Origin of the sequence: Crassaminicella indica (genome assembly GCF_019203185.1) — a bacterium.
In the GTDB taxonomy this organism is placed as follows: Bacteria; Bacillota; Clostridia; order Peptostreptococcales; family Thermotaleaceae; genus Crassaminicella; species Crassaminicella indica.
Window position 1 is genome coordinate 1,993,290 of the sequence record NZ_CP078093.1, and the last position, 17,609, is coordinate 2,010,898.

16 protein-coding genes are annotated in these 17,609 nt (G+C 29.0%); 13 read left to right on the forward strand and 3 right to left on the reverse strand.

Annotation, left to right across the window (positions count from 1 at the left end):
- Nucleotides 1–32 precede the first annotated feature (32 nt).
- The 5 genes from KVH43_RS09360 to KVH43_RS09380 all read left to right on the forward strand — a co-directional run bounded on the left by KVH43_RS09360 (nucleotide 33) and on the right by KVH43_RS09380 (nucleotide 3,619).
- A complete protein-coding gene (locus KVH43_RS09360) occupies nucleotides 33–245 on the forward strand; it encodes an alpha/beta-type small acid-soluble spore protein (protein ID WP_218282276.1) in 213 nt (70 codons plus the stop codon).
- Nucleotides 246–346: 101 nt separating this feature from the next.
- Nucleotides 347–1,087: a class I SAM-dependent DNA methyltransferase gene (locus tag KVH43_RS09365; RefSeq protein ID WP_218282277.1), complete on the forward strand. Its 741-nt coding sequence runs from the start codon at nucleotides 347–349 to the stop codon at nucleotides 1,085–1,087.
- Between the two features lie 101 nt (nucleotides 1,088–1,188).
- Entirely contained in the window at nucleotides 1,189–1,389 is a 201-nt protein-coding gene (locus KVH43_RS09370; RefSeq protein WP_218282278.1) for a cold-shock protein, read from the forward strand.
- A gap of 408 nt (nucleotides 1,390–1,797) precedes the next feature.
- A complete protein-coding gene (locus KVH43_RS09375) occupies nucleotides 1,798–2,241 on the forward strand; it encodes a MarR family winged helix-turn-helix transcriptional regulator (protein ID WP_218282279.1) in 444 nt (147 codons plus the stop codon).
- Nucleotides 2,242–2,257: 16 nt separating this feature from the next.
- A complete protein-coding gene (locus KVH43_RS09380; protein WP_218282280.1) occupies nucleotides 2,258–3,619 on the forward strand; it encodes an MATE family efflux transporter in 1,362 nt (453 codons plus the stop codon).
- A gap of 49 nt (nucleotides 3,620–3,668) precedes the next feature.
- On the opposite strand, the gene KVH43_RS09385 is transcribed toward KVH43_RS09380, so the two are convergent.
- The gene (locus KVH43_RS09385; protein WP_218282281.1) at nucleotides 3,669–3,995 is read right to left on the reverse strand and encodes a hypothetical protein; all 327 of its coding nucleotides are present in this window, start codon (nucleotides 3,993–3,995) and stop codon (nucleotides 3,669–3,671) included.
- A 764-nt stretch (nucleotides 3,996–4,759) separates the two neighbouring features.
- Here KVH43_RS09385 and KVH43_RS09390 point away from each other — a divergent pair.
- A complete protein-coding gene (locus tag KVH43_RS09390; RefSeq protein ID WP_218282282.1) occupies nucleotides 4,760–6,094 on the forward strand; it encodes a peptidoglycan bridge formation glycyltransferase FemA/FemB family protein in 1,335 nt (444 codons plus the stop codon).
- Nucleotides 6,095–6,129: 35 nt separating this feature from the next.
- Here the strand turns inward: KVH43_RS09390 and alr are convergent, their stop codons facing one another.
- Nucleotides 6,130–7,296 (reverse strand): alanine racemase, encoded by a 1,167-nt coding sequence (gene alr, locus KVH43_RS09395; RefSeq protein WP_218282283.1) that lies wholly within the window; start codon nucleotides 7,294–7,296, stop codon nucleotides 6,130–6,132.
- A gap of 347 nt (nucleotides 7,297–7,643) precedes the next feature.
- Between alr and KVH43_RS09400 the strand changes: the two genes are divergently transcribed.
- From KVH43_RS09400 to KVH43_RS09420, 5 genes are all read left to right on the forward strand, one after another.
- Entirely contained in the window at nucleotides 7,644–9,167 is a 1,524-nt protein-coding gene (locus KVH43_RS09400; RefSeq protein WP_218282284.1) for a M1 family metallopeptidase, read from the forward strand.
- 20 nt (nucleotides 9,168–9,187) lie between these two features.
- Nucleotides 9,188–9,730: a phosphodiesterase gene (gene yfcE / locus KVH43_RS09405; RefSeq protein WP_218282285.1), complete on the forward strand. Its 543-nt coding sequence runs from the start codon at nucleotides 9,188–9,190 to the stop codon at nucleotides 9,728–9,730.
- A gap of 109 nt (nucleotides 9,731–9,839) precedes the next feature.
- On the forward strand, nucleotides 9,840–10,571 hold the full coding sequence (locus KVH43_RS09410; RefSeq protein WP_218282286.1) for an N-acetylmuramoyl-L-alanine amidase family protein: 732 nt from the start codon (nucleotides 9,840–9,842) through the stop codon (nucleotides 10,569–10,571).
- Nucleotides 10,572–10,762: 191 nt separating this feature from the next.
- Nucleotides 10,763–12,757 carry a methyl-accepting chemotaxis protein gene (locus KVH43_RS09415; RefSeq protein WP_218282287.1) on the forward strand — a complete coding sequence of 665 codons (1,995 nt, stop codon included), beginning with the start codon at nucleotides 10,763–10,765 and terminating at the stop codon, nucleotides 12,755–12,757.
- Nucleotides 12,758–13,152: 395 nt separating this feature from the next.
- A complete protein-coding gene (locus KVH43_RS09420) occupies nucleotides 13,153–14,856 on the forward strand; it encodes a copper amine oxidase N-terminal domain-containing protein (RefSeq protein ID WP_218282288.1) in 1,704 nt (567 codons plus the stop codon).
- Nucleotides 14,857–14,920: 64 nt separating this feature from the next.
- On the opposite strand, the gene KVH43_RS09425 is transcribed toward KVH43_RS09420, so the two are convergent.
- Nucleotides 14,921–15,187 carry a late competence development ComFB family protein gene (locus tag KVH43_RS09425; RefSeq protein WP_218282289.1) on the reverse strand — a complete coding sequence of 89 codons (267 nt, stop codon included), beginning with the start codon at nucleotides 15,185–15,187 and terminating at the stop codon, nucleotides 14,921–14,923.
- 259 nt (nucleotides 15,188–15,446) lie between these two features.
- Between KVH43_RS09425 and KVH43_RS09430 the strand changes: the two genes are divergently transcribed.
- Nucleotides 15,447–16,595 carry a DUF362 domain-containing protein gene (locus KVH43_RS09430; RefSeq protein ID WP_218282290.1) on the forward strand — a complete coding sequence of 383 codons (1,149 nt, stop codon included), beginning with the start codon at nucleotides 15,447–15,449 and terminating at the stop codon, nucleotides 16,593–16,595.
- Nucleotides 16,596–16,890: 295 nt separating this feature from the next.
- The gene (locus KVH43_RS09435) at nucleotides 16,891–17,601 is read left to right on the forward strand and encodes an MIP/aquaporin family protein (RefSeq protein ID WP_218282291.1); all 711 of its coding nucleotides are present in this window, start codon (nucleotides 16,891–16,893) and stop codon (nucleotides 17,599–17,601) included.
- Nucleotides 17,602–17,609: the final 8 nt, after the last annotated feature.

A 17,609-nucleotide genomic window follows, 5' to 3' on the forward strand; every position in this document is an offset into this window, starting at 1 on the left:
TTACCAATAATACAAATAGGGGAGGGGTATAGATGTCTAAGAAAAATAGTGTGAAAAACAAAAAGAAAAAAATAGAAACTATTGAAGACAAATGGAAATATGAAATTGCAAAAGAGCTAGGATTATTGGAGAAAGTGGAGCAGTTTGGCTGGGGTAGCCTTACTGCAAAGGAAACAGGAAAAATAGGAGGGCTTATAACTGTTAAGAAGAAAGAACTGAAAAAAGCTAAGGAGATTGAGGGATAGCATGTCTATCTCTTTTTCTTTTCTAAAAGTAATGGAATCATATATAATATAAAGATGAAATTGTATTTAATATATTTAAATGATTATAAAGGAGAGTTGAAATGAATAGCTATAGTGCTTTTGCTTATGTATATGATCAATTAATGGATGATGTAGACTATATTGGGTGGGTGGATTATCTCGAAGAAATATTTAAACGATATAATAAAAGACCTAAAAATATTGTAGAGTTAGCTTGTGGAACAGGAAATATTACTAATATTTTAGCGAAAAGAGGGTATAATCTTATTGGGGTAGATATATCAGAGGATATGCTTTTTGTAGCTCAAGAAAAAGCAAGAGCTATGGGTGTTGATGTAATCTATTTGAATCATGATATGAGAGAATTGTTTTTACCAAGTGAATTAGATAGTATTTTGTGTATTTGTGATGGGATTAATTATATTATTGATGAGAAGGATTTATTAAATGTATTTAGTTCTGTTTATAATCATTTAAAGGACAAAGGATTATTTATATTTGATATTAGTTCCTATTACAAGCTATCGAATATACTTGGTAATAATACGTATGCTGAAAATTTTCAAGAAGTTTCTTATATATGGGAAAACTATTTTGATGAGGAACAAGCAACATGTGATTTTGATTTAACGATCTTTATAAAAGAAGGAGATTTGTACAAAAAGCATGAAGAATCCCATTGTCAGAGAGCTTATAAGGAAAATGAAATAATAGAAAAATTAAAAGAAGTAGGATTTCATAAAATAGAAACCTTTGAGGCGTTTACTTTTTCTAAACCTAAAAATAAAAGTGAAAGAATTTACTTCGTATGTGAGAAATAATTGAAAAAATATTCCATTCATTGACATAAATAAATACCTATGATAAAATTTATATAGCGTAAAAAATTTTACGCATGAAATTTGTTAGGAGGATTGTTTCAATGGAAAAAGGTACTGTAAAATGGTTTAACGCAGAAAAAGGGTATGGATTCATTTCAAGAGAGAATGGTGACGATGTTTTCGTACATTATTCTGCAATTGATATGGATGGGTACAAAACTTTAGAAGAAGGTCAAGCTGTTGAATTTGAAGTAGTTCAAGGTGAAAAAGGACCTCAAGCTACAAACGTTACTAAAGCGTAATAAAAGCTTGTACATAGAAGTGTAATAAAAAACTTTAATAACTTGTAGCATGCGATAGCCCTGATATTATCAGGGCTTTAATTATGTATATAGATATTAACATAATTAAAAAAGGAACTTAATAAGATGAAAGATAATATGGCTTTAATGAAAAAAGTAATATTGCTTGATAAACACAATTAAAAAAGACTTTTCTTTAAAAGAAAATAAAAATATTGTTAGTTTAGGTGATTAAATAATTCAAAAGAATGGACAGTTGACTGATTACCATATCTTGATTTAGGTAATGCTTGTCCATTTTTTATTTACCTTTATTTTTTTATTGACGTATGGGGAAAGATTATGTTAAAATACAAAAAGTAAGAAATCAAACTATTAGAAATCGTACCATATAAGGAAGGGATTCTTTTGGAAGATAATTTAATAGAAATTAAGCAATTCTTTTTTAAAACAATGCCGAATATACGAAAACATTTGTTAATAGATTTTTTTAAAAAAGAGTGTTCTGTGTATGATATGAATAAAAATCAATATAAAACCATATTGATTCTTAAAAATCATGGATTGAAGAGTATGACAGAGCTGTGCAGTATGCTCCAGCTAGAAAAGGGAAGTTTTACAACAATTGTAGATGTACTTACAGAAAAAGGATATGTCATTAGAACAAAAGATGAAAAAGATAGAAGAAAACATGTAATTCAGTTAACAGAAAAGGGAATTGAATTTGCAGATGGACAAATCAATAAATGGAATGAACATTTAATGAGAAAATTAGATAAATTATCAAAAGAGGAGCAGGATAGATTTTTAGATGCTATGAAAGCTTTAGATGATATATCCAATAAATTATAGATTTGGAGGTTTATATATGGATGAAAAAAGAAGAAATATGATGAGTAACGAACCAATTAATAAACTGCTATTGAGATTTTCTATCCCAGCGATTATTGGAATGCTTGTGAATGCTTTATATAATATAACAGATGGAATTTTTATAGGGCATGGAGTAGGACCATTAGCATTAGGAGGAACAACCATCGCTATGCCTATTATGATGGTGATGATGGCGATAGCTTTTACTGTAGGAACAGGTGCTGCATCTGCAATTTCAAGAAGAATGGGCAAAAAGAATGTAGAAGGTGCAGAAAAAGTATTAGGTGAAGCAATTTTTCTTAATTTTATAATCAATACCGTTGTTACGGTTATTGTTTTTTTATTTACAGATCAATTATTGATTTTATGTGGTGCCACAGATGCAATAATGCCTTATGCTAAAGAATATACTAATGTAATAGCTTATGGAATACTTTTGAATAGTTTTGCAATGTCTACAAACAATTATGTAAGGGCTGAAGGCAATGCGAAAGTTGCGATGATTAGTATGATTGTAGGGGCAGGTATTAATATTGTATTAGACGCTATTTTTATATTTGAATTGAAAATGGGTGTAAAAGGAGCAGCTCTTGCAACTGTTATAGCTCAAGCTTGTAGTGCAATTTGGCTATTATATTTTTATATAAAAGGACAGAGCCTTCTGAAGATTAGAATTTCAAATTTTTATTTGACAAAAGAAAATGTGAAGGAAATCATTACAGTTGGAATGGCTGCATTTTTTAGACAAATAGCAGGAAGTATATTAATGATTATTGTGAATAAGAGTTTGGTGAAATATGGAACAGAGTATCATGTAGTAGTCCTCGGGATTATCAATAGGTTTTTTATGTTTATGTTTATGCCTTTATTTGGTATAGCACAGGGCTTCCAACCTATTGCAGGATTTAATTATGGAGCGAAAAAGTTTGATCGTGTGCAGCAATGCTTTAAATATGCAGCACTTTATGCTAGTATACACAGTATATTTGCTTTTTTAGTTATGCTAATGTTTCCTAAAATGATCATAAGTATATTTACAAAAGATCAAAAAACCATAGAATTAGGTGTACAAGGACTTAAGATGGTCATATGGGGATTGCCATTTATAGGATTTCAAATAATAGGATCAACTTTATTCCAAGCTATTGGCAAAGGATTAGAATCCCTTATTCTTACTATGTCGAGACAAATTATTATTTTAATTCCATTAGTCTTAATTTTACCTTTGTTTATAGGTATAAAAGGAATATTCTATTCTTATCCTATATCAGATATTGCTGCGGCGATAATTACTTTTATATTATTAATGAAAGAAAAGATAGTTTTTACAGGAAATACGGTAAAAGAAGAGTTTTAAATATAGTAAAAAATCAAAAGAATTGGGACTCCCAATTCTTTTGATGAAGTTAAACACATACAAAGGATTCTATTTTCTTTAAATCTGTACCATAATAAATCCACCAAAAACCAATCCATCTGTAACCTGAAATAGATTTTCTTCCTATATATACTGGGTAGAACCAAAAACTATCACCATTTTTTAACCAAATATAGGTATATTTTCTCTTACATCGTCTAATAGAGCCGGGATCTATTTTATATGGTTGCATAGGAATTTCAGATGGAGGTGGTGCTAGAGGTAAATTTCCTGGACCAAAAGGTGACATTCCTGGTGGAGCAAAGGGTGGCTGCTGCCAAGCAGTTAAAAATGGATTGAAAAAATAATTTTGCATATAAGCACTCCCTTCTAATATATGTATTATATTATATTCTGATATAAGAAAATGTGTTATATTGGTAGATATAAAAGGTTTGATTTTGTATTATTATAAAAAGAGTTGAGAATTTCCCAACTCTTTTTGTTTAATAACGACTACAGAAGTAAGGCCAGCAGAATAATACTACTAACAATAAGAAAAAGAATAATAAACTGCTGTCACAATCGCTAAATATACCGCCGATTCCGCCACATTGTTTATCAGCCATTGATTTTCGCTCCTTTCTATTTAAAATATGTGATAGATTAATATTTATTAAGTGTTCTAATATAAATTATGTAGATAAAAGGACATGTGTTACAAAGTTATGGATTTTTTTAAAAAATTTTTTTAATGTAATGCTTATTTGTTTCATACTGTTTATCTATAATAATATCTGGTGAAAATAAATATTAAGCCTATAATACCTAATAAAGATAGAATTAAACTTTTTCTTCTATGCATAGAATCCCTCCAAATAAATGATGAAATACAACATTATATGATGTAATAGCTTGTAATATTACTATTATTGAAGGAAATGTTAATACATATAAAGCAATAAGAATTCCAATAAAATAAGTTGCTATTGAACTTATTAGTGATTTATGCTTATATATATATTGAGACAATAAAATGTAGATGCTTGATTAAACCTTATGTCGATTAAGTATATTTATGCAAATGAGAAAATCTAGCTGAAGCATTTATATTTTAAAATACAGGTGAGGAGACTTAAGATGTATAATTTCAAGGAAATAGAAAGAAAACAATTGAATGATTTTAATAATAATTCTAAAGGACATATTTTTCAGACATCTTATTGGGCAGATGTGAAAAAAGAATGGAAAGCTAAATTTTTAGGAGGTTACAATCAAAAGGGAGAGCTAGTATTAACAAGTGTATTGCTTTTAAGAAAAATTCCATATATGAATCAATATATGGGGTATATACCAAGAGGATTTCATTGTGATTATAGTGATAAAGCATTAGTTGCTGAATTTACAAAATTTATGAGAGATTATGCTAAAAAAAATAAAATAGCTTTTATATCTGTTGATCCAGATATACATTTAAATGAAAATGAAAAGCCTGTTGAATTTGGAAAGAATGTTAAAGAAATGTTAGTTGATATTGGATATAAACATAAAAATACAAAAAACTTTGAAAACATACAACCTAATTTTGTATTTCGACTAAATTTTGATATGGAAAAAGAGCTTGAAGAGCGGAAAAAATCAATTTTTGATAATTTTTCAAAGAAAACAAAATATAATATTAAAGTTGCTCAGGATCGAGGGCTTACTGTAGAAGTTTATGATAAGGATAACATCACAGATGAAATTATTGATAAATTTCATGAAATCATGGTTATTACAGGTAAAAGAGACAATTTTATTACAAGACCGAGAAATTATTTTAAAGATATGATTGAAAAAATCTATCCTTATTGCAGAATGTATATGATCAAATATAACTATGAGTTAGATTATAGTAGGATTAAAGAAAAGCTTGATCGTCAACAAAATAACAAAGAAAGACTTGAAAAAAGAAAAAATGATACACAAATTCTTTTGAAAAATGAGACAGATGAACAAAAAATAGAAAAGCTGAATAAAAAGTTATCCGACATAGAAAAGAGAATTAAAGATAGCCAAAGACAAATCACAAGCTTTGAGGAAAGAATCAACAGCATTGCAGCATATAAGAATAAAAAAGAAGTATACATAGCTGGTGCAATATACTTATACTATGGTGGAAAAGGATGGTATTTGTATGGTGCATCTCATAATGAACTTCGAGATACAATGCCAAATTATTTAATGCAATGGAAAATGATTGAAGATACATTGGATTTAGATTGTTATATGTATGATTTTAGAGGTGTTTCAGGAGACTTAAATCCAGATAATCCACTTTATGGACTTTATAAATTTAAAAAAGGATTTAATGGAGATTTTGTAGAGTTTGTTGGTGAGTTTGATTTGGTTGTAAATAGCTTTGTGTATAGTATGTTTAGATTTGCCCTTCCTAAATTCAAAAAGATAAGAGCTAAGCTTAAAAATAAGAAATAAATTGAATAGAAAAGTACACCATAAAGTATATTTCTTTATGGTGTATTTTTATCTAATTTGGAAATTGCAATTTCTTTATTAACAATGGAAGCTTCATTATTTGTTAAAGGTTCCATTGTTTTTATATATTTTCTTTCAATATCTTTTCCAATAAAAAAAGAAGGGGTTATAATTTCTACCAGTGTGCCTACATCGATTTCATTTTTATCAGTTATGTCAACTAATAAAAATTGCATGTTTGCTTTACCAATTGTTTTTAAAGGTATATTTCCTACATAAACTAAGCTTCGAGGATTTTTATATCTATACAAGGATTTCAATGCACTGATGAACACGTCTTTTAATGAATAATCCTTTATTTCCCTTCCAACTTCGAAGCCATCATAAAATCCTATTGGAATGATTCCTACTCTAATATCTCGTTTGGCTTTATAGGCAATCCCATAGCCTACAAATTTTCCTTTTTTAATACGTCTTGTATCAATAATTTTTCCCATAAACCTGCCTACCTTTTTAATATGAAGGTCTTTTTTATCAGAAATCTTTCCATACATAGCATTTCCTATTCTGACCATATTGAATCTTGCTTGAGGCAGGTCAAGAGCTGCTTTACTATTTGCCATGTGCATAAATTGAATATCTATGTTATTTTGTTGCAACTTTTTTATGCAGTTATTAAAAATATTTAATTGTTTATTTGCATAATCTTGATTATAAACAGCAGCAAAATGAGAAAAAACTCCTTCTAAGGAAACATGCTTTAAATTTAGATATGTGCTTATAAATAAATCTAGGCTTTCTGGATCAAGTCCAAATCTATTCATTCCTGTATTGATTTTTAAATGAAATTTTGCAATTTCATTTTTTTCAGCAGCTTTTTCGGACAGCTCTATTAAGTCATTAATATTGTCTATGCTAGGGGTTATATGAAAATCTAATACTTTGTCTGCATCAAAGTAAGGACTTAAGATGAGAATAGGTTTAGTAATACCATGTTCTCTTAATTTGATAGCTTCATATTCAAGTCCAACGCCAAAATAATCTACTTGACTTTCTATGTAGTGGGCGACTTCAATTAATCCATGACCATAAGCTTCACCTTTTACTATGGCCATAATGGATTGTTCTTGCATTTCTTTTTTTATTTCTTCTAAATTGCTTATTATATTATCAAGATTTATTTCAAAAAAAGCATTACACATAAATTTTCATCTCCTGTTATGTTCTTTATAGATACTATCCTTTTTTCCTGTTTTTCCATACTAGTATAACATACTAATTTGTTAACTGAAATGAATTAAATTTTCAGTAAATATTGTTTGTTATACTAAGAATCGACAAAAATTTTCATATCCTTTATTATACTTAAAATATCTCCAAATTTCTTTGTATTCATGCTTTAAAATTAATTTTTTAATAAAGTAATTTCTATAAGACTCTGCTATAGAAGGTTTGTTGAAATATAGCAAAATTTCATATATACTGATGATGAATGATATGTTTTGTGATTGATTTGAGCATAAGGGAAGGTTATTTTAGGAGGTAGCTGATGAAAAAAAGATACATTGCACTATTGTTGGCAATCTACGCTGTGACCTTATATTTTATTGTCTTAACAGGTGTAAATAATTTAGCAGATAGGTTAAGATCTACAGACGAAGAAGGTGCTGATAATAAATATACTGCAAATGGAATATATTCTAACCAATTGATCAATAATTATGATATTTATGTTGACTTTGATCCAATTAAGAAAATGTATAATAGCAAACAAACAATTATATATGTGAATAATACAGATACTACTTTAAATGAAATATATCTTCATATATATCCAAATGCTTTTAAGAGTGAAGCAACAACACCATATATTATAGATGATTATGGTACGCCGTATGTTCATGGCTTTAGTAAAGGTGATTTTCAGATTTATAAGCTACTAGTAAATGAAGAAAATACAGCTTATAATATAGATAAAAACAATGTAACTATTTTACATATAAAATTAAAGCAACCTATTAAGCCTAAGGAAAATATTAAAATTTATATGGAGTATGGAGGAGTACTGCCTAGAGCTCAGCAAAGATTTGGTTATGGGAAAGATACCTATAATTTTGGAAACTGGTATCCTATAGTGGCGGTTTATGATGATACGGGGTGGAATCTTGATCCATACTATAAGCTTGGAGATCCTTTTTATAGTGATATTGGGAATTATCATGTTACTATTGCAGCTCCTAAAGATATGATTATTGCTGCGTCTGGTAATATAATATCTGAAAAAATAGAGAATAATAAAAAAATATGGAAAATAGAAGCTATGTTAATGAGAGATTTTGCTTGGACAGCTAGTAAGGAATTTATAAAATTAGAGAAAGAAATAGATGGTATATTGGTAAAAGGTTATTTTATTAGAAATGATCAAAAAGTAAATACTGATGCTTTAAAGGCAGCTTGTGATGCTATTAAGGTATTTAACCGTGTGTTTGGTAAATATCCTTATGAGCAGTATTCTGTAATAGCGTCAAATCATATAGGTGGTATGGAGTACCCCGGACTTGTTTTTGTAAATGAAAAGTTTTATAATAATCAATTATTGGAAAGGCTTAAAAAAGTAATTGTTCATGAGACAGCCCATCAATGGTGGTATTCTGCAGTAGGAAATAATGAAGTAGATGAACCCTGGTTAGATGAAGGGCTTACAACATATTCTGAATATATATTTTTTAAAGAAGCATATGGCAAAAAATATGGAGAAAATTATTTTAAGAAATATATATATAATAGCTATAATATGAGGAAAAATCAATTAAATGATGAAGTGATTGCAAAATCTTTAGATAAATTTAAAAATAATTCTGAATATCATGCAGTAGCTTATAAAAAAGCAGCTATGTTTTTTTATGAAATAGAAAAGAAATACGGAGAAAGAAAAATGTATAATATTCTAAGAAATTATTATATGAATTATAAATTTAAAAATGCGAATACATATCAATTTTTAAAAATATGTGAAGAGGTGACTAATGACAATTTTGATCATTTAGCTAATAAATGGTTGTATCAAAAATAAAATAAGAAAGAGGAGATAGTATGAAATTATTTTTTATATCAGATATTCATGGTTCAATATACTATTTAAAAAAAGCATTAGAAAGCTATGAGAGAGAAAAGGCGGACTATTTAGTACTTTTAGGAGATGCTTTATATCATGGTGCTAGAAATCCACTGCCAAAGGAATATAATCCAAAGGAAGTAGCAGAATTATTGAATTCATATAAAGATAAAATTATAGCTGTAAGAGGAAATTGTGATAGTGAAGTGGATCAAATGGTCATTGAATATCCTATGATGGGAGATTATGCGATTATTCTTTATAATAATAGAAGGCTATTTTTAACGCATGGACATATTTACAATAAAGATAATATCCCTAAAATCAGTAAAAATGAGGTTTTGATTCATGGACATACACATATTCCTGTAGCACAAAAATATAATGACATTTATTTATTTAATCCAGGATCTATTACACTACCGAAGGAGAACAATCCTCATACATATGGTATATTAGATAATAATCTATTTGAGATTAAGGATTTAGATGGAAATTTAGTAAAATCAATTGAGTTATAAGTGTTTTCCCATACACCGTTAAGGGTATGGGAATTTTTTTTAGTGCTTATTAATATAGACAAAATGATGGGAATATATTTTATTATGAATATTATAAAAAGGTGATGGTATGCTAAAAAGAACTGTTTTTATTGTAATAAAAATAAATAAAAAGGCTTTGTTAGCATTGAGCATATTTATTCTTGCTTTATTGATAATTGGTGGATGGAAAGAGAAGAGCTTACAAACTGTTTTTGGATATTCTTTAAGCAAAAAAGTTGTTATAGACCCCGGTCATGGTGGAATTGATGGTGGAACTGGAGAGTATTTTGGATTTTTAGAAAAAAATATAAATTTGAATGTAGCATTAAAATTAAAGAAATATTTAACAGATGAGAAATTTGATGTAATAATGACAAGAGAAAAAGATATTTCTTTAGAGGAAAAAAGTCCTATAAAAGCATCAAGATATTTACGAGACCTAGATGCGAGAAAGAGGATCATTAATAATGGAGATATTTCTGTTAGTATTCATGTAGATGCCAATCCAGATAGTATTAAAACAAGAGGTGTTAAGATTTATTATTATCCTAATTCTATAGAAGGTAAAAAATTAGCACAATCAATTTGTAATTCGATAAATAATATAGTTTATAAAAGGTTTTTAAACACAAATAGAATAAAAGCAGTAATAGCACCAGAGGATTTTTATGTTTTGAGAGAAACACAGATTTCATGTGTTTTGATAGAAATAGGTTTTATAACAAATCCTGAAGATAGAAAGCTTCTTAAAAGTGAAAAATATAAAGCAAAAATGGCTAAGGCTATTTGTGATGGAATTATACAATATTTAAAAGAATAGGAATTTGATATACATATATGCAAAAGTTACAAATGAATGATATGTAAAGAAAAGTTGTATTATGCCGATTAATATAGAAATATATTCTTTATCATCATTATGTTAAAAATCATAAAAACAGGGTATAAGTCTATAAAAGAGAGGAGGATACATAAGCTTTACAGTTATAAAACATAAAGGATGGTGTGTAGATGAAAAGTATAAAATTTAAACTAATTGCTATTTTTTCTGCATTATTAATCATTATAGGTGCAGGACTTGGGATTATAGCTTCGATGAAGGCTTCTAACTCTTTATTAAGTGAGATAGAATATGTGCTTCCTCAAATTGCAAAAGAAGCTTCAATGATTTTAGAAAGTAGGATTGATGCAGAAATAAGAGTTTTAGAAGAAGTGGCAGGAAGAACAAGGATATCTCAGCCTTCAAATCCTTTTGAAAACAAAAAACAAGCATTAGTTGAAGAAATTAAGAAAAATGGTTATTTAAGAATGGCTATTATGGACAAGAATGGCATAGCTACTTATCAGGATGATAGTATAAAGGATTTAAGTCAACGTGAATATTTTAAAAAAGCAATAAAGGGAGAAAGTGCTATATCAGATCCTATTATTAGCAAAGTAGATGGTTCGGTAGTAGTAGCATTGGCTGTGCCTATAAAATATAATAATGAAATTACAGGAGTATTATTAGCTATTAAGGATGGAACATTTATAAGCGATTTGGCGAAGGATATAAAATATGGAGAGAGTGGATATTCATATTTAATTAGTAAAGATGGAACAATTATTGGACATGCGGATAATAAGCTTGTATTAGCTAAACACAATTTGTTAAAGGAAGCGAAAAGTGATAGCAGCTTAGAACAATTAGCAGCTTTAACAGAAAAAATGATAGCAGGAGAGACTGGTGTAGGAGGATATGAATTCAAAGGTGAAGAAAAGTACATGGGCTATGCTCCTATAAAAGGAACAGGCTGGTCTATTGCAGTAACTGCTTTGAAATCTGAAATATTCAATGAATTGCAGCAGCTAAAGACATATATTTTTATTGTTACTTGTGTTATGTTGATGATTGCGCTTATACTTACTTATTTTATAGGAAATTCTATTGCAAACCCAATTGCTCAAGCTACAAAGCAGGCTGAGATATTATCTAGTGGTGATTTTACAAAAGATATTCCAAAAGAATTATTGAGTAAAAAGGATGAATTGGGAAGACTTGCAAAAGCTTTTGAGGAGATGAAAAATAATTTAGGTCAATTAATCAAAAATGTGGCAGATTCTTCAGAACAGGTGGCAGCAGCTTCAGAAGAATTAACAGCAACAGCTCAGCAGTCGGCATCAGCTTCAGAAGAGGTGGCTAATACAATTGAAGAAATCGCAAAAGGTGCAACAGATCAAGCAGGAGATACAGAACAGGGTGCTAATAAAACATTGGAATTAGGTAAAATCATAGAATTAAATCAACAATATGTTAATAAATTAAATGATGCGTTTATAAAAATTACAAGCGAGATTCAAGAAGGCTTAGAGACCATCAATGATTTAACAAATAAAACAGATGAAAGCTTAATAGTATCTAAGGAAATATATGAGGAGATTATAAGAACAAATCAAAGTTCAGAAAAGATTGGACAGGCAAGTACTACAATTGCTTCTATTGCAGAACAAACAAATCTATTGGCATTAAATGCTGCCATAGAGGCTGCAAGAGCAGGTGAAGCAGGAAGAGGCTTTGCAGTAGTAGCTGATGAGATCAGAAAACTTGCAGAGCAGTCTACTGCATCAACTAAAGAAATTGATTCAGTGGTAAAAGAATTACAGGAGAACTCTCAAAAAACAGTCATGATGATTGAAAAGGTTTCTAAAGTTACAGAAGAACAATCAGGAAAGGTAAAAATAACAGAGCAAAAATACAACGAAATAGAAAATTCAATAAAAGAAGCTGTAGCGTTGCTTGAGAAATTAAATAACGCTGAAAAAGAAGTTGAATACAAAAAAACTGAAATTATAGACATTATTCAAAATTTATCTGCTATTGCACAGCAAAATGCTGCTGGCACTGAAGAAGTTTCTGCTTCTACAGAAGAACAAACTGCTTCTATGCATGAAATTGCTAGTGCTAGTGATGGATTAGCTCAATTGGCACAGGAATTACAGGAAGCAATAAGTAAATTTAAGCTATAAAATTTTTAGCATCTCTTGAAAATAGAGATGCTTTTTTATGTGCTAATTATGAAAACTGAAAAAGGGAAGGAAATACATGATGAAGAAGCATTATATGAAGAAAATAACTTAAAATCTAAAAATACATTGAAAATAATTGTATAATATAGGATAATATTGATTTGGAGGTATACCGTTTAAATAAATTTTGTCTAAAACTTCACTATATTAAGTATATTTACTGTTTTATCTTTTAAAAAAGATTGTCCGTAATAAATAAAATAGAAAATTATATTCGATATAGAAACACATATTTTGGAAATAATTTTATAAAAACTGCTTGACTTTTCTGCAAAAACCTATATTTATTAATGTATAGCATATATAAATTATTAAAATTTGAAGGAGGAATAGGTATGGCAAAACACAAGGCTTTAAAAATAGTGTTAGTAACAGCCCTAATTGCAGGAACTCTTATAACAACTCCTGTATTTGCGAGTGATAGAAATATAATAAGAGATCCTAGTCACCCTGCTAATGAGGAAAATTATGTTGCAGAAACAGTTTTATCACCAAATAAACATGATCCTAGAGTAAAAATAGGTGAAATCGTCTATAAAATTTATGACAATCATGTACCAAACGGAAAAAACTGTTATCTTTATAAAACAGTTTATAGGGATAGCGAGGTTCAAAAATTTACAGGACATAAAAAATTAGATAAAGCTATAAATGAGTTGATTCTTAAAGACGCTCTAACAGATGTATGGTATGACTATGCAGTAGAAAGTATTTATTCTATCAATGGTGTACCTATTGAAGATACAAAATATGCCTATATGGGAGGAAATATTCACCATATTGCAGATAGACTTAATGAATTATCAAAAGAACCAGAAGATAGAAAAATTCCAAATGTTACTGCAATAGAAGAAATCAATACTTACAGAGAAGTCTTAGGATTACCTAAAAAAGATATGACAGAAGAAGCAGCCGCAGAAGAAATGAGAAACTTTTTAAGGAATCCTATTGAATTTGAAGGTATCAAAATAAAAGAAGCAGCACAAAATCAAAATAATGAAAATATTAATCTAGTAGCAAACAAAGACCTATCTGTAGAAGTTAATGGATTGAAACTTGAACTTGATGTAGTACCATACATCAAAAATGGTCGTACTATGATTCCGTTTAGGGCAATTTTTGAAGCTCTAGGGGCAGAAGTAGACTATGACTTTAATAATCAAAATGAGAGAAAAGTATGGGGTATAAAAGGTGAAAATAAAGTTGATATGATTATTGGTAGTCCTAAAGCTCTAAGAAATAACAAAGAGGTATATATGGATACTATACCTGAAATCAAAGATGGTAGAACATTTATTCCTGTTAGATATGCTTCTGAATGGTTAGGGGCTAAAGTAGATTGGAATGATGAAACAAAAACAGTTTTGATTAATACAGAAAATAAAAAGACCGAGGAAGTAAAGAAAGAAAAAGTAAAGCAGCAAGAAACTAAAAAAGAAGAAATCAAAGAACCAGCTTATAAGAAAAGTTGCAAAACATTAGAAGAAGCAGGAATTGCTTATATGAACAAAATAGATGAATTAGAAAGTATCGACGGAACAAAATATGAAAAAGTATATAAAATGACTAAAAAAGATTTCCCATTTGAAGTAGATGGGGTAGTGATTACAGATATAAGAATAGGTGGTTCACCTTTTAAAAAACATAAAAATGTCATACTTTTAAGTGGTTATGTAAAGGATAGAGAAGAAGGAATAGCAAACGGAACTTTTAATATTGCATGTACAGATAATAAGAATAATTTTAGAGTAAGAAATGGTGGAATAGCAGCAGATGAATGGACATTTAATAAATATAAAAGCATGTATCCAAATTTACCCTTGAAAATGTTGAGCGATTATAATAAAGGTTTGATAGATATAGATACAAAGCAAGGAGAAAAATTTACTTACATATTTACAGTACAAGATGATTTAGATGATCTAAGAGGCTTTAAAGATGCTATGACCTTTAGTTTGAAGGATGTAAAAAATATTATATTATATAATAGCATAGATGGAACAGAATTATTTGTTTTTGATAAAAACGAATTGAAATAAAATTGGTATCTTTTGATATCAATTTTTTTTATTAAAAATCAGGCTTAAATTTGAGCCTGATTTTTTATAAGTTGTGTCTGACATTTTTTTGAACAAGTTCAATAGCCGCAACGATTTTTTGAATGACATTTATTTGAAATTGTCTATCTAATTCATTTGATTTTGCAAAGGCTTTTCCTTTTTCACTCACTACATACAATGGAGGTAAATTATTTAGGGTTAAGGCTTTTATATCTTTTATACATTTATCACAGGTGCATATGTGATCATATTTTTCTAAAACAGATGGTAATAAATGATTGACAATATCCTCCATGAAGTTTCTTGGCAATGGTATCCCACCTTTCTTTTCGTTCAAACAATGAAGGTTCTTAACGTATATAAAACTATTGTGATAAGACCAATTTTATTTTACACCATTTCAATAGTAAAGTATGGTGTATTTTGTCGAAAAATTACTTTTTTCATAATTTTTATATCTGCATGTATTTTTTTCACTAAAAATAATCTATTCTTTGATTGAAATTGTTGATATAATCAATATAAACATATTGAATTGATAAATAATTCTAATTTTTTGGAGGGATAAAATGGAGATTGTTTCTTTGCTAGAGTGTAAAGATTATGAATATAGTAAATTAAGAGCATGTATGAAAAAAGCCTTTGAGCATTTAGGAGGAATTGAAAAATATATAAGTAAAGGAGAAACTGTTCTTCTAAAAGTAAACTTGCTGATGAAAAAAAGACCAGAAGAAGCTACTACTACTCATCCTAACTTTGTTAAAGCTTTGGCAGAAGAGTTAATAGAATATGGTGCAAAGGTAATAATAGGAGATAGTCCGGGAGGTCCTTTTAACAAAAAAATACTAAAAGGGATTTATAAAGTTTGTGGTTATGAAGATATTGTAAAAGATTTACCTGTAGTACTAAATTATAATACTAACTCAGTAGAAATTAGCAATGATAAGGGCTTAATTTTAAAAAAGATAACAGCTATTGAAGTATTAAAAGAGGTGGATAAAGTAATATCTGTATCGAAATTGAAAACACATGGAATGATGATGTTTACTGGAGCAGTAAAAAATATGTTTGGTGTTGTTGCAGGACTAGAAAAAGCTGAGTATCATGTGCGTATGCCGAATAATGTAGATTTTTCAAATGCATTAGTGGATATATGTTTAGCTTCCAAGCCTGTTTTATCATTAATGGATGGTATAGTAGGGATGGAAGGGGCTGGTCCTAGTGCAGGAGATCCAAGAGATGTAGGTGTTATACTTGCTTCTACTAGTCCATATCATTTAGATATTGTAGCAACAAGGATTATTGGTCTAGAACCTATTAAAGTACCTACTATTGAAAGATGTATAGAACGAGGATTGTGTAAAGGTGATTTTGAAGATATAAAACTAATAGGAGATGATATAGAAAAATTTATACTTAATGATTTTGCTGTACCTGAAATAAGAAGCTTGGATTTATTAGAAGGGAAGCTTCCAAAATTTTTAAGAGATATTATTAACGGACTTTTACAGCCAAAACCAGTATTTTTACATGATCAGTGTATAGGGTGTAGTGATTGTGCAAAAAATTGTCCACCCAAAGTGATAAAAATGGTTCATAACAAACCTATTGTAAATTTAGATGAATGTATAAGGTGCTTTTGCTGTCAGGAATTATGCCCAGTAAAGGCAATAAATATTCATCGTCCACTACTTATGAAATTATTGTCTAAGATATAGATTATTATTGGATTTTTTCATAAAATGAGGATATTTAAAATATATATAATAACGGAAGAAAATATAATTTTTTAAAAAGTCTATCAAACAACAGGGATGCTGTCTGTAAAATTTAAAGAAAATTATGAAAATTATACATAATATATGGGTTATTGTTTTTGTAAGTAAATAAAATATGAAAAGAAATTTAATAAAAGAAGGGGTGAGCAGTGAAATGTTTTAGATAAGGCTTATATGTTGAAACTATTTTAAAAGCAGTAAAGGTTTATGTAAAAACAAAATGGGAGGGAAGAGTATGTCAGCTTTTATGGGTGAAGTAATAGGAACAATGATACTTATTCTTTTAGGCTGTGGTGTGAATGCAGGGGTTACATTAAATAAATCTTATTCAAAAGCTTCTGGCTGGATTGTAATTACTGTGGGATGGGGTCTTGGCGTTGCTATGGGTGTTTATGCTGTTGGAAATATAAGTGGTGCGCATCTTAACCCAGCAGTAACTATAGGATTAGCAGCAGTTGGACAATTTCCGTGGAGTGATGTTCCAGGATATATAATTGCTCAAATGATAGGAGCAATTATAGGTGCGACACTTGTATGGCTTCATTACTTACCACATTGGGCTGAGACAGAAGACAAAGGATCTAAATTAGGAGTATTTTCAACAGGTCCAGCTATAAAAAATACATTTGCCAATTTACTTAGTGAAATTATAGGTACTTTTGTATTAGTATTAGGGATATTAGCAATTGGAACAAATGAATTTGCAAAAGGATTAAATCCATTGATTGTTGGTATATTGATTGTAGCTATTGGTATTTCTTTAGGAGGGACTACTGGATATGCAATCAACCCTGCTCGTGATTTAGGACCTCGTATTGCGCATTTTATACTTCCAATAGCAGGTAAAGGTGATTCAAATTGGGGGTATGCTTGGATTCCAGTTGTTGGTCCTATAATTGGTGGAATATTAGGTGGACTTTTCTTTGTTACATTCTTTGGTGTTTAAATTAGAAT